12 protein-coding genes and 1 rRNA gene are annotated in these 11,677 nt (G+C 64.8%); 5 read left to right on the forward strand and 8 right to left on the reverse strand.

Translation table 11 applies throughout. The annotated features are described in order from the left end of the window. Window positions 1–95: ribosomal RNA gene (locus tag HNQ08_RS03610) — 16S ribosomal RNA — on the forward strand; the annotation flags it as partial. Between the two features lie 100 nt (window positions 96–195). Here the strand turns inward: HNQ08_RS03610 and HNQ08_RS03615 are convergent. From HNQ08_RS03615 to HNQ08_RS03625, 3 genes are all read right to left on the reverse strand, one after another. Further along, the gene (locus HNQ08_RS03615; protein WP_184127757.1) at window positions 196–702 is read right to left on the reverse strand and encodes a CarD family transcriptional regulator; all 507 of its coding nucleotides are present in this window, start codon (window positions 700–702) and stop codon (window positions 196–198) included. A 411-nt stretch (window positions 703–1,113) separates the two neighbouring features. Next, entirely contained in the window at window positions 1,114–1,458 is a 345-nt protein-coding gene (locus tag HNQ08_RS03620; protein ID WP_184127758.1) for an HU family DNA-binding protein, read from the reverse strand. A gap of 204 nt (window positions 1,459–1,662) precedes the next feature. After that, entirely contained in the window at window positions 1,663–2,445 is a 783-nt protein-coding gene (locus HNQ08_RS03625) for a HesA/MoeB/ThiF family protein (RefSeq protein ID WP_184127759.1), read from the reverse strand. 177 nt (window positions 2,446–2,622) lie between these two features. Between HNQ08_RS03625 and HNQ08_RS03630 the strand changes: the two genes are divergently transcribed. The 4 genes from HNQ08_RS03630 (at window position 2,623) to HNQ08_RS03645 (ending at window position 7,312) form a co-directional block, all read left to right on the forward strand. Beyond that, on the forward strand, window positions 2,623–3,201 hold the full coding sequence (locus HNQ08_RS03630; RefSeq protein WP_184127760.1) for a glycerol-3-phosphate acyltransferase: 579 nt from the start codon (window positions 2,623–2,625) through the stop codon (window positions 3,199–3,201). Continuing rightward, on the forward strand, window positions 3,198–5,339 hold the full coding sequence (locus HNQ08_RS03635; protein WP_229789791.1) for a hypothetical protein: 2,142 nt from the start codon (window positions 3,198–3,200) through the stop codon (window positions 5,337–5,339). The genes HNQ08_RS03630 and HNQ08_RS03635 overlap by 4 nt, the downstream gene beginning before the upstream one ends. 93 nt (window positions 5,340–5,432) lie before the next feature. Continuing rightward, on the forward strand, window positions 5,433–5,861 hold the full coding sequence (locus HNQ08_RS03640; RefSeq protein WP_184128829.1) for a S1 RNA-binding domain-containing protein: 429 nt from the start codon (window positions 5,433–5,435) through the stop codon (window positions 5,859–5,861). A gap of 95 nt (window positions 5,862–5,956) precedes the next feature. After that, window positions 5,957–7,312 carry a S1C family serine protease gene (locus HNQ08_RS03645; protein ID WP_184127761.1) on the forward strand — a complete coding sequence of 452 codons (1,356 nt, stop codon included), beginning with the start codon at window positions 5,957–5,959 and terminating at the stop codon, window positions 7,310–7,312. A 124-nt stretch (window positions 7,313–7,436) separates the two neighbouring features. On the opposite strand, the gene HNQ08_RS03650 is transcribed toward HNQ08_RS03645, so the two are convergent. The 5 genes from HNQ08_RS03650 to HNQ08_RS03670 all read right to left on the reverse strand — a co-directional run bounded on the left by HNQ08_RS03650 (window position 7,437) and on the right by HNQ08_RS03670 (window position 11,592). Further along, window positions 7,437–7,715, reverse strand: coding sequence for a hypothetical protein (locus tag HNQ08_RS03650; RefSeq protein ID WP_184127762.1), 279 nt, complete (start codon window positions 7,713–7,715; stop codon window positions 7,437–7,439). Between the two features lie 22 nt (window positions 7,716–7,737). Then, a complete protein-coding gene (locus HNQ08_RS03655) occupies window positions 7,738–8,067 on the reverse strand; it encodes a YbjQ family protein (RefSeq protein ID WP_221283999.1) in 330 nt (109 codons plus the stop codon). Window positions 8,068–8,107: 40 nt separating this feature from the next. Further along, window positions 8,108–8,911, reverse strand: a complete 804-nt coding sequence (locus HNQ08_RS03660) for a [LysW]-aminoadipate kinase (RefSeq protein ID WP_184127763.1) — start codon at window positions 8,909–8,911, stop codon at window positions 8,108–8,110. A gap of 93 nt (window positions 8,912–9,004) precedes the next feature. Further along, a complete protein-coding gene (gene ispH, locus HNQ08_RS03665) occupies window positions 9,005–10,000 on the reverse strand; it encodes a 4-hydroxy-3-methylbut-2-enyl diphosphate reductase (RefSeq protein WP_184127764.1) in 996 nt (331 codons plus the stop codon). Between the two features lie 107 nt (window positions 10,001–10,107). After that, on the reverse strand, window positions 10,108–11,592 hold the full coding sequence (locus HNQ08_RS03670) for a phospholipase D-like domain-containing protein (protein ID WP_229789789.1): 1,485 nt from the start codon (window positions 11,590–11,592) through the stop codon (window positions 10,108–10,110). Between the last annotated feature and the right edge of the window lie 85 nt (window positions 11,593–11,677).

The raw sequence follows: 11,677 nt of genomic DNA on the forward strand, positions 1-11,677 counted from the left end.
GAGCTTCACGGCAGGCGTCTAGGCTGTGGTTCATGACTGGGGTGAAGTCGTAACAAGGTAACTGTACCGGAAGGTGCGGTTGGATCACCTCCTTTACATCGCTCCGCACTGCTTGTTCTTCCCTCGCAAGAGGCTTTTCATCATCTGCCCTAGCGCCCCCAACTTTTGTTGGGGGCGCTTCTTTGGGTTGTTGTGTCATTCATTGTGGGGGTTTTCGTTCCAGGCCCTTTCGAGGAAGCGCTGTACTTGCACAGCATTGTGGTCCGCCAAACCACTGACCTCCTGCTCCAGTAATTTAATGGCCCGCCGGAAAGCCTGTCGGTCCAGATCGGGAAGTCCCCGTTCAACATTCCAGTGCCGTAACTTGCACGTCAGGACAGCCAGTTCCAGTGGGTTGCCACTAGCTAGCATCTCGGTAACCAAACGTTGGCGGGCGGCCCACTGGTGTGGGAGGTCCAGCGTGCTGTCCTGCAATCGGGCCAGCAATTCAGGCAGATCGTTCTCGGTCAGTGCGGCGCGCATTCCAGCACTTTGCGGCGCAGCCACCGGGACGTAGGCGCGGCTGGCCGTATGCGAGAACTGAATCTCGTAGTATTCATGGGTGGCTTCTCCTACAGGCCGCTGGCAAGTCCCTCTGATCATTCCAAGGCCGTAAGGTGGCAGCACTACACGGTCACCGGGTGCAAAGGTCGAGTGCTTCAACGTGGCGCCTCCTGCTGTCCAATTAGACGGTGAACATGCGTTTGCCTTCCCATAGTCTCCAATGCCTGATTGCCCTAGATCAACCTCACCAGGGAAGTAAATCCGACACGAGACAGCTGGGACGTCTAGGCCGCGTTCTCTTATTGAACAGATATGTCATCTGATCGCCTGCTCCGTCCCATCTTGATTGTGGTGCATATATTACAGTTTAGTTCACAAGGGTGAGAAATGCACGCGCTTCGACCCAGCCTGGAGATGGAGTTCGTAAAAAGCTCCCTGTGACTGTCCACCGGGTTCATAGGCAAGAGAGACAGACAGAGACTTCTGAATGAAGCCCAGGCAGCTTCTGGGCCGACTGGGCTTCTAAAAAGAACTTCGGAAACATCGCAGGGGAGAACTCTACGCTGACAGTTAGAGTGTCCCTTTGAGGGTGCTGGCCACTTTGAAACGGATCTTCTTGCCAGCGGGGATGGTGATCTTCTGGTTGGTGCCGGGGCGAACGCCCGTCCGCGCCGCAGTTTGCGTGACGCTTAAGGTACCCAGACCAGGCAGGCCGACGCTCTGACCGCCTTGCAAGGCCGCAACCACACTGGAGAGGACTGCAGCCACCGCTTCGCCCGCCTGCTTCTTATTCAGGCTGGTTTTGTCGGCTACGATGTCGATGATCTGGGTCTTTGCAATCTTGTTGCTTGCGCTCCTAGTGGGCGCACCTTTGGCGGCGGGTTTCTTAGCGGCGGGTTTGGAGCTCTTTGCCATGTGCAAACCTCCTGATTGGGACTGAGCTGTTGTTGGCTCAAATGCACCTTAACACACATTAACCTATCGTCAAGGCTCGAATTTGACGTCACCCATTGTCTTTTCGTCGTCCCGTGCTGTTCCTCGGCGGACAAAAAGGAGCTTGTGGATCAATAAATCTCATGCCAGACGTAATATTTTTATGTATACAAGATGAACCTAAAATTAAGATGATGTCGGTTTGACTGACTTGAGATTCAGGACTCGTGTCTGCCCGGATAGCGCTTCAAAGGTCCAGAGCCTTCCTCGCAGAGCTTCGCCCACGCCACCCAAAACTTTGAGCGCTTCCTGAGCCATCAGGCTGCCGGTTAAGTTGGGGACGGGGCCCAGGACTCCTGTTTCCTCACAGGAGGGACCCTCTCCTGGAGTGGGGAACAGGTCACGTAGGCCCAAATAGGGTCCAAACACGCTGACCATGCCACTGCTGCCGCCCGCCGCGCCCCAGACCCATTCGCGTCCGGCTCGCATGCAGGCGTCGGCAATAGCGTAGCGCGTCTCGAAATTGTCGCTGGCATCTGCGACGAGCGTCATGCTGGGAATCAGGCGGTCCAAACCAGCGCTGTCCAGTCTGGGCGCTGTCTGGACCTGAACAAAGGGATTAAGCGCCTGCGCCCGGGCGGCCGCAATCTCGGCTTTGGGGCGGCCCAGGTCGGCAGCCGTGAAAAGGGTCTGACGGTGCAGGTTGCTCACGCCTACCGTGTCACCGTCTGCAATCACTAGCCGCCCCACGCCTGCTCCAGCCAGCTGCAGAACGACTGGGCCGCCCAGTCCGCCCGCACCCACAACCAGTACGCTTGAGCTCCGCAGCCGCTCCTGTGCCCCGGCCTCCAGCCATTCCGGAACGAGCAGTTGCCGCGAGTAACGGCGCAGTTCCTCTCGGGAGAGTTCCTGAGACGCCTGCCCCAGGGGCTCTTCCAGCACCTGGGCTCTGCTTTCACCAGTGGTCATCGTGCCGAGTGTAATGGAGGCGGGACAGAGGAGAGGCGTTCCACTCACAGTCTCGGCGCTTTTAGAACGCTGTCTGAGGCGATTGCGAGGCACAGGACTCGCCGCCTGACGTGCCCTGTGTTCGGATGGCGGATCAGCGCCTCCAGCGCGTCTTTGCTGCCCTACAATGCGGCCCGTATGTTAGCCCTGCTGGTTGCCGTCCTGTCCTATCTTCTGGGGTCGCTGGTCACAGGCGTGCTCTATTCGCGGGCGCATGGGAACGACATCCTTGGGCGTGACCTGCCAGGCGGCAGCGGCACTTACCGGCAGTTCGGGCGTAACGCCGCCATTCTGGTGACCGCTGGGGATATCCTTAAAGGTGCGCTGGCCGTGCTGCTGGCCCGGGCGCTGGCCCCTGAACTGACGTGGCTGGCCACCCTGGCGGTGGTGCTAGGCCACTGTTACCCGCTGTACTTCCGTTTCCGGGGCGGCGGCGGCATCGCTCCCCTGATGGGTGCCCTGCTGGTGTCCGCTCCGCTGACCCTGCTGGGTATGCTGGCTGTTGCGCTGGCGCTGATTCCGCTGTACCGGGTGACCCTGCAGGGTCACCTGAAGCTGAATGCCGTCCCATTTGCGACCGCCGTCGCCGTGCCGGTGGGGCTGCTGCTGAGCCTGCGCGAGGGCGGTCTGGCCGATCTGGTTGCTGGGGGGGCGGCCATGGCCGTGCGGGCCATTCATCTGCTGGCCTTTCCAGTGGCACAGGGGCCTAAAACATGAGGCGTTTGCGGGGCGCAGGGATGGACTGGCGCGTGACCCGTTTGGTCCTGGGTCTGCTGCCTGGGCTGCTTTGGACGGCGGCAGGGGCGGTTCCGGTGCTTGAGGGCCGCACGTTGCGCTATGAAGACGGTTCCAGGCTGGTCTGGCAGCGCAACTATCCGGCAGCGCTGGGTGAGCTGAGCGGCCCGTTGGAGGTGGGCGACGTGACCTATCTGGGCGTGGGGCCGAAAGTGTACGCCTACACGGCGCAGGGCCGGGTGCTGGGCCGTGCGGATCTTCCTGGCCCAGTGACTTCCCTGGACGCGTCCGGAGGGGTGGTCCGCGTGACCACCGGCGGGGACGGCTACGCCGAGCGCTTCACACTGTCCGGTGACGCTGCCGGACTCAGCGTGCAGGAACGGGTGGTCTTTCCCCCAGACCCCGCGGTGACGCAGTGGCTGTTGCGCGCGGCCCAGGCGGTGCCTGAAGAGGGGGTGCAGGCGGCGGCCAGCGAGGATCCCACCAATCCCTTTCTGCTCCTGCGGCTGGCCGGGCAGCGCCGTGAGGCGGGCGACAGCTACGCGGCCCTCAGCACCGTGCGCCGCGCGCTGGGGACCAGCCTCCCGTTCCCAGCGTGGGTACAACTGGCCGCGCGGCTGGACACGGCGGGATATCCAGCCGCTGCCGATCTGGCTCTTGACCGCGCCCGCCGGGACGCCGCCGGGCGGGGTCTGGACCCGGATGTGCCGGTCAGCCGGGCAGCGCTGAGTGCCTACGGCAATCCCAGCGCGTACCTGGGCACGTTGCTGGCCCAGAACCGGCTGGCCCGCGCCGCCGCCTGGATCGGCTACCTGCGTGAGCTGCACCCGCGTTTCGAGGGTGGACCAGCGCTGTACGCACGCTACGCGGGCATTCTGGAAGCCCAGGGCCGCGCCGGCGAGGCCGAGGAGTGGCGGCAATTCTCGCGCTCGCTGCGCACCGGCACCCTCTACAACCTCGGGGCAGGGGGACTGGACACTGTGCGGGACGCTGCCCGCTTCCTGGCCCTGGCATTGTTGCTCAGCCTGGGCGCGGCCCTGATCGTGCTCATGGTGCGGGCGTGGCAAGCCCAGGGGCAGGCCACCGTGCCTCTGGGCGGACGTTTCCTGTCGTGGTTGCGCCGCCCGCTGGCACGTTCACGCCAGATCTCGGTGGCATATGCCTCCCTGAGCGAGCGTTTCCTGCTGACCCTGTTGCTGGCCGGACTGGTGGTTTCGCTGGGCGGCTGGCAATGGGCCAATCTGGCCGGTGCAGCGCTGAGAAGTCCGGCGCTGAACATCGGCACCTACGGGGGGGGCTGGGCCGGGGCGGGGCTGGGAGACCTGAACCTGCGCCCTGGCCCCGACAGCGCCCTGTTGACCGGGCTGGCGTCGCAACTGGACGGCGACGACTCATTGGCCCGTCAGATCTACACGGCGGCTCTGCCCGACGCCTGCGCGCTGAACAACCTGGGCGCGATTTCGCAGGCCCGTGGCGACGAGGCGCAGGCCCGTGAGCAGTACCGCGCCGCACTGTCGGCCCGACCTGATCTGCGGGCTCCCGCCTTCAACCTGGGTCTGAATCCGGGCACGCCGGACACCAGCTTTCAGCGCACCTACCGTCCTGGCCAGCCCCGGCTGTGCTACCCGGACCAGCGCAGCCTGACCCGCGCTGTGACCGGTGACCTGAGCGTGACCCTGCGCCAGGCACTGCTCAATCCTGCGCAGGTGCTGAATCCCATGCCGGGCCGCAGCGCCCGCCTGGGCTGGGCACTGCTGGGCACGGCCCTGCTGTGTGCCCTGATGGCCCTCTCGATGTTGTTGCCACGCACGGCGCTGACCCCGGCGCAGGCCCGCGCACCACTGGTTCGGGGCCTGGCCCTGCTGCTGCCCGGCAGCGGCTTGATGAACAGCCCATGGGGGGGCATGTTACTCCTGGCCTGGTCGGCGGTGCTCTCGGCCCTGGCACCGTGGAGCGGCCTGGTGACGTTCCCGGCCCTGCCGCTGCTGGCCTCTGGCGCGCTGCAGAGTGCCCTGGTCGGCGTCCTTGCCGCCATTTACATTCTGAACACCATCATCCTGCTCACCGCCGAGGTGCGCCATTACCGTCAGCAACGCTGGAGAGCGCACGCGGACCACTGAGAGATCTGGGCGTGGCTATTTTTGACCGCCGGAAATGTGAGCTACGGGCCAGAATTGACGCCGCATTTAAGAAGCAGCCCACGTTCGGCCCGCATGGTGTACCATGTGAGCCATGCTTTCCCCAGGAGAACTCCTTTAGTGCAACTTGATTCTGGCGCGGTGGCCGAGGGCCGCGTAACCCGTGTGACCGATTTCGGCGCGTTTATCCAGTTCGAGAACGGTGAGACTGGCCTCGTCCATATCTCGCAGATCGCACACTCGTTCGTGCGTAATATCCACGATCATGTGCGGGAAGGCGAGAACATTGAGGTCAAGGTGCTGGGCCGCGATGAACGCGGGCGTCTTGACCTGTCGATCAAAGAACTGCTCGAAGAGCCCGAGGAAGTGCCGCGTCCGCGCGCCATCGGACGGCAGAGTCCACAGTTCGAGGCCAAGCTGCGCTCGTTCATGCGTGACGCCAAGGAACGCACGACGACTGGTGGCCCCAAGAAGCCGGGCAGCGGCGGCAAGCGCAAGAAGTAAAATCAGGTTACGCTTTCCCGGTCCTCGCTGGCCGGGAGCTTTTTTGGTCCAGAGCCTTTAACCGCTGTGTAACCGGACGGCGCCACACTGCGGCCATGAAGAAGAATCTGTCCATCCTCGCCCTGTCAGGCACGCTGGCCCTCGGCGCGTTTGTGGGTTACGGCGTCAACGAACGGTCCGCTGCCCAGAGCGCCGCGTCCTCCTCGCAAAATGTTCAGGGTCAGATGGTGCCGGCCCTGGCAACGCCTCCTCAGACCCCACTAAACCAGAATTACGACGGGGGCCGCGCCCGCACCGAGTCCGAAACGAACACCGTGAACGTGGTCAAAGCGCGCCAGGGTGGGCTGGTCTACGTCAGCGTGACCGAGAAGGCCGACACCGCGTCCAATCCGCAGGCGCAGCTGCGTCAGCGTATGCAGGAGCAGATGCCGTTCGGCTTCCCGTTCGGCGACGGCAACAGCCCATTCGGTGAGGGGGGCGACGGTAGTGAAGGCACGCCTCAGCCCCAGACGGGCACCGGCAGCGGCTTTTTCGTGGACAGCCGGGGCGATATCATCACCAACAACCATGTGGTGGACGGGGCCAGCGAGATCACCATTCGTGTCCACGGCGACAAGACCGAGTATAAGGCCAAGGTCATTGCCCGCGCCCCTGATTTCGATCTGGCGCTGATCCGTCCTGAAGGTTTGCCGAAGAAGCTGATCCAGCCGATTCCGCTGGGCGACAGCAGCAAGCTGGACGTGGGCTTGAAAGCGGTGGCGATGGGCGCCCCCTTCGGTCTGGATTTCAGCGTTTCCGAGGGAATCATTAGCAGCCTGGAGCGCACAGCCCCGGTGGGGATGCAGGGCATCAAACAGAGCCTGATCCAGACCGATGCGGCCATCAACCCCGGGAACTCGGGCGGCCCGCTGCTGAACAGTTCCGGCGAGGTCATCGGCGTCAACACCCAGATCCTGACCGGTGGTGCCGGTCAGAGTGCGGGCGTGGGCTTCGCCATCCCGGTCAACACGGTCAAGAAGCTGCTACCCCAGCTCCAGGCCGGTCAGGGGGGCGTGGTGCAGCCGCCGCGGATGGGCATCAAGTTCACGGATGTCAGCGGCCTGACCGACGCGCAGCGCCAGGCTGCCGGCCTGCCCAAGAGTGGCGCGCTGGTGCAGGAAGTGGTTCCTGGCAGCCCCGCCGCCAACGCCAAACTTCAGGCGGGCAGCAACGACAGCATCAAGCTGACCAATCCGGCCACCGGCCAGACCACGACGGTTTCCACCGACGGAGACCTGATCACGGCGGTAGACGGTCAGCCCATCACCGACGACAACAGCCTGCAGAGCGCCATCCTGGGCAAGAGCCTGGGCGACAGCGTGCGGCTGACCGTCAAGCGCGGAGGACAGACCCGCGAGGTCACGGTCAATCTGAGCGACGTGACCTTCCCAGAGCCCCAGGCGCAGCAGTAAGGGCAGGACAGAAGAAAAGTGCGGGGCAGGGGGTTGTGACCTCTGCCCCTTTTTCACATACTTCTCCTATCCTTCCGGCTCTCACCTACCAGCCGCGAGAGGGGAGGGGCGCTGCGCCCTGCGCCTAGCCGAACAGTGGGCCCAGATCAGTCATGGCCCCGGTGGGCGTCACAGGGCTGAAGACGTAGCTGCCGAAGACGGCCAGGAACTCGCTCCGGTTGAGCAGGCGCGTCTGTCCGCTGGGACCGGTGGCCTGCACGTGGCCGCCGCGCACGTTCAGGTGATACTCGCCCAGCTCGCGCACGCTGGCTTTCTTGCCCGTGCCAATGTGCAGCAGGGCGGTGACGCGGTATTCCTGACCGCCCCTGACGTTCAGGTAATTCAGCAGTTCGGCGGCGGTCATGGGGTGGCCATCAGGGAGCAAGTCAGCGCGGCTCCACCACGACCGCCGTGCCGTAGGCCAGCACCTCGGTCACACCGTCGGTGATCTCGTTGGCGTCGTAGCGCATGGCGAGCACCGCGTTGGCCCCGCGTTGCTGGGCATGCTGGACCATCAGGTCATAGGCTTCCTGACGGGCTTTCTCGGCCAGTTCACTGTAAAGGGTGATGTTGCCGCCGAGAATGGTCTGCAGGGACGCGCCCAGATTGCCCAGCACGCTACGCGAGCGCACGGTCAGCCCGCGCACCACGCCCAGCTGGCGGGTGACGCGGTAGCCTTCCAATTCGTTGGTGGTGGTGATCAACAGTTTCTCCATGTGAGTCTTTACGCTCCGGTTCTCATCCCGGTTCCCATGGCTACGACACCACCGTTCCCGCACCGCTCAGCGCCGCCGTGATGGGCTGCCCTGCGCGCGCGTCCCCGAAAATGACGCGCTGCACGCCGCCCGCCACAGCCTCTGCCGCACCCAGCACTTTCTTCTTCATACGGTCCTGGGCGAACTCCAGGTAGGTTTCGACATCGTTCGCCGGAATCTGGCGGATCAGGCTGGACTCGTCCGGATAGGTGCGCAGCAACCCCGGCACGTTGGACAGCAGCAGCAGGGCCTCGGCCTTCAAGGCCACGGCCAGAGCGGCAGCGGCGCGGTCGCCATCCACATTGATCGCTACGCCCTCGTAACTGCTGGCCGGCGGTGTCAGCACCGGCAGGTAGCCCGCGCCCAGCAGCAGTTCGATCAGATCGGTGTTGACCCGTTCCACCGTCCCGGTGTGATCGCCGCGCAGCACCCTGGTCTTGCCGTTTTCCACCGCACGCACGCTGTCCTTGTGACGGCCCTCGAAGATGCGCCCGTCCAGCCCTGACAGGCCCACCGCGTTGACGCCCAGGCGCTGCAAGCGCTCCACGATGCCCTTGTTGATCTTGCCGCAGTAGACCATCTCAAAGATTTCCAGGGTCTCGCGGTCTGTAAACCGCGAGGTGTACCCGCTGGGGCTGGTCACGAACCGGGGGGGATGTCCCAACGCCTCGGCCACGCGGTTGGTCTCGCCGCTGCCGCCGTGGACCAGGATCAGGCGTTCGCCCGCCTTCCACCGCGCCGCCAGATCGGCGCACACCGCGTCGTAATCGATCCCGGCGCTGCCGCCTACCTTGACCACAATCATGCCTGCACCCTCATGCGGGGCATGCTAGAGCATCGAGGCGTGCGGGGAGGAGGTTGGCTGGGCAGAGCTGCGGGACGGTTGGGCTGCCTTTCCTCAGCCCATCGTGCGCGGCAGGGGCTGCCCCGGCAGAATTTTTTTGGGCTCGCGGAACTCGATGTTTTCCCACTCGCCTTCCTCGATCACCTGCAAGTCCGGATTCAGGGCGCGGAAGTGGGCCACTACCGCCTGCACCAGATCATCGGGCGTGCTGGCGGCGCTGGTGATGCCTACACTCCGCACGCTCTCCAGATCGAGGTCTGCCAGATCGGCCACGGTTTCGAGCCGCTCGGCCCGGCCGCAGGTGTCGGCGGCCAGTTCCAGCAGGCGCATGCCGTTGCTGGAGTGCGTGCTGGTCAGCACCAGAAAAGCGTCCACGTTGGGCGCGATGGCCTTGACCGCGTCCTGGCGGTTCTTGGTGGCGTAGCACAGGTCCTCGCTGGGCGGCACGATCAACCTTGGGAAGCGGGCCTTGAGGATGTCCACGGTGCGCCGCGTGTCGTCCACGCTCAGGGTGGTCTGGGTGAGGACCACCAGTTTGTCGGGATCCGGTACGGTGACCGTGTGGGGGTCGTGCAGCCCCTCGCCACTCTTGCCCAGCACGCCCACCAGGATGGTGTTGTCGGGCGCCTCGCCACTCGTGCCGATCACCTCCTGATGCTGCGCGCTGTCGCCGATCAGCAAGATGGTGTAGCCCTCGCGGGCGTACTTCTTGGCCTCGGTGTGGACCTTGGTGACCAGCGGGCAGGTGGCGTCGATGGTACTCAGCCCCAGCGCCCGGGCCCGCTCACGCACCAGCGGGCTGATGCCGTGCGCGGAGAACACCACCGTTTCTCCGCCGCCTGGAAGGGCCGAGATGTCATCCAGATTCTCCACGAAATGCACGCCGTGGCCGCGCTCCAGCCGGTCCACCACAGTGTGGTTGTGGACAATCGAGTGGTAGACCGTCACGGGTTTCTCCTCGGTCCGAGCGGCCCGTTCCACCGCGCCAATCGCCATGACCACGCCCGCGCAGAAGCCGCGCGGCTTGGCGAGGTAGATGCGCTCAACCATGCGGCGCACGCGACGGGGACATAGGGGAGAGGTCAGTCATGCCCCCAGTTTACGGGCCTGGGCAAGGCCTGACCGTGTCGGGTGTCCCGGCAAATGATTCCGGGGAGTCATGGTCCCGGTGCCGGCTCAGGAACCACGTTCTTCAGCCACCATTCGTCCGGAACGGGGCGGCTGGCCGTCTGCCAGACGGTCTCGAAGCTGGCTTCCTGCTCCGACACTGCTGCGGGATCGGCTGTCGCCAGCGCGGCCTCGGCCAGCCCGAGCTGACCCCAGGAGCTGAAATGAAAATTCATGCTGCCGACTACCACCATCCGGCGGTCCACCGTGAGTGCCTTGGAGTGCATGTTGAAGGTGACATAACGGGCCTCGAAGCGGTCCTGGAGGCCCAGGTGCCGCAGTTCCTGACGCAATAGCGTGACACCGCTGCGGTTGGCCGCCGCACCCGTTCCGTAATCTACGGTCAGCAGCCGAACGTGCACTCCGCGCCGGATCGCTTCCAGCACAGCGGTCAAGTACACGGGCCAGGTCTCCGGGCCGCAGCCCTGCGGGTTCAGGTAAGCCCCCCAGCAGTTCATCGTGGGTCCGAAATCGGCCTGCATCAGATCGAGTTGTCTCTGCGTCGCGCCCAGCAGGGCCAGGTGGGCGCGGTCCGCCTCATCGCTGCCGGGACGGCGGTAGAGCATGAAGGCTCGCGCGTGGCCGGCAGCGACAGCCTCCCGTGCGGCTGCTGGGTGGGTCACCGGATCCGGGGGCGTCAGCCGGCACCTCGCCGCTGCCGTCTCCCGCGTCACGGCGTCCGGGCAGCGCAGTTGTGAACTGTGCCGCCACAGATCGTCGAAGGTGGCCACGCCGCTCTGCGCTACTGGCCCGCTCATCCGCAGCCCCAGATCATGCAGACCGTGGCCCCCCGGCTCGGAGGAGGGCAGGTGCCAGTCGGTGTAGTTGTACCCGGCCACCGTCAGATCCCTTCCGTCGATGATGTGCAGTTTGACGTGGCTGTGGGGAAAGTAGCGGTAGTTGAGGAGGGTCAGGGTCCAGCCCACACGGGCGTCCTGTAGTGGCACGCCCAGCCGCAGCAGATCGTCCAGCAGCGCCAGGGGCTGCCGTTTGCCGTCCGGGTGGAGAAGATCCGGAAAGCCGCCCAGCAGCACCCGCACGGTCATGCCGTGCGGGTAGGCTGAGGGATCGGCCCGGACCCGCCCGTACAGCTCAGCCACCGCCTGCACGAAGGTCCAGCCGGGATGCCCTGGCCCAGCGTTCCACTCCATGTTGGCCAGCAGCACCTCATTCCGGGCGTTGACCACTTCACTGGCCGTGATTTGATAGGCGTCCAGCGGTGTGCCGGGACCGCGTGGCGTTCGCAGGAAGCCGGTGAAGACATTGTCGCAGCTCAGGTCTGGTTGACCGTTCGCCGTGACCACCTGCCACAGCGCCACCTCCAGCGGGTCCGTGGGCGAGGCGCAGGCGGGCCGGTTGGCGGGCGCAGCAGGCAAAACTGGCCTCAGAAAGAGGGGCAATGTTGCCCCCTGCCCCCAGCTGCCCCAGGCCACGGCTCCGAGCACCAGCAGGCAACGCATGGCACGAACAGGCATGCGGCAGGATAGGCCGGCTGTAACCCCACCGGGCGCCCTTTTAAGGCACATCCCGAACGTTCTTAGAGAGGCGTCAGATTGCGCC

Source organism: Deinococcus humi (genome assembly GCF_014201875.1).
GTDB classification, from domain to species: Bacteria; Deinococcota; Deinococci; order Deinococcales; family Deinococcaceae; genus Deinococcus; species Deinococcus humi.

Bases quoted from the DNA above. Each gene is read 5' to 3' on its own strand.
- HNQ08_RS03630 (WP_184127760.1), top strand. From the start codon at position 2,623: ATGTTAGCCCTGCTGGTTGCCGTCCTGTCCTATCTTCTGGGGTCGCTG.
- HNQ08_RS03670 (WP_229789789.1), bottom strand. From the start codon at position 11,592: ATGCCTGTTCGTGCCATGCGTTGCCTGCTGGTGCTCGGAGCCGTGGCC.
- HNQ08_RS03655 (WP_221283999.1), bottom strand. From the start codon at position 8,067: ATGGAGAAACTGTTGATCACCACCACCAACGAATTGGAAGGCTACCGC.
- HNQ08_RS03625 (WP_184127759.1), bottom strand. From the start codon at position 2,445: ATGACCACTGGTGAAAGCAGAGCCCAGGTGCTGGAAGAGCCCCTGGGG.
- HNQ08_RS03620 (WP_184127758.1), bottom strand. From the start codon at position 1,458: ATGGCAAAGAGCTCCAAACCCGCCGCTAAGAAACCCGCCGCCAAAGGT.
- HNQ08_RS03660 (WP_184127763.1), bottom strand. From the start codon at position 8,911: ATGATTGTGGTCAAGGTAGGCGGCAGCGCCGGGATCGATTACGACGCG.
- HNQ08_RS03645 (WP_184127761.1), top strand. From the start codon at position 5,957: ATGAAGAAGAATCTGTCCATCCTCGCCCTGTCAGGCACGCTGGCCCTC.
- HNQ08_RS03635 (WP_229789791.1), top strand. From the start codon at position 3,198: ATGAGGCGTTTGCGGGGCGCAGGGATGGACTGGCGCGTGACCCGTTTG.
- HNQ08_RS03640 (WP_184128829.1), top strand. From the start codon at position 5,433: ATGGTGTACCATGTGAGCCATGCTTTCCCCAGGAGAACTCCTTTAGTG.
- ispH (WP_184127764.1), bottom strand. From the start codon at position 10,000: ATGGTTGAGCGCATCTACCTCGCCAAGCCGCGCGGCTTCTGCGCGGGC.
- HNQ08_RS03650 (WP_184127762.1), bottom strand. From the start codon at position 7,715: ATGACCGCCGCCGAACTGCTGAATTACCTGAACGTCAGGGGCGGTCAG.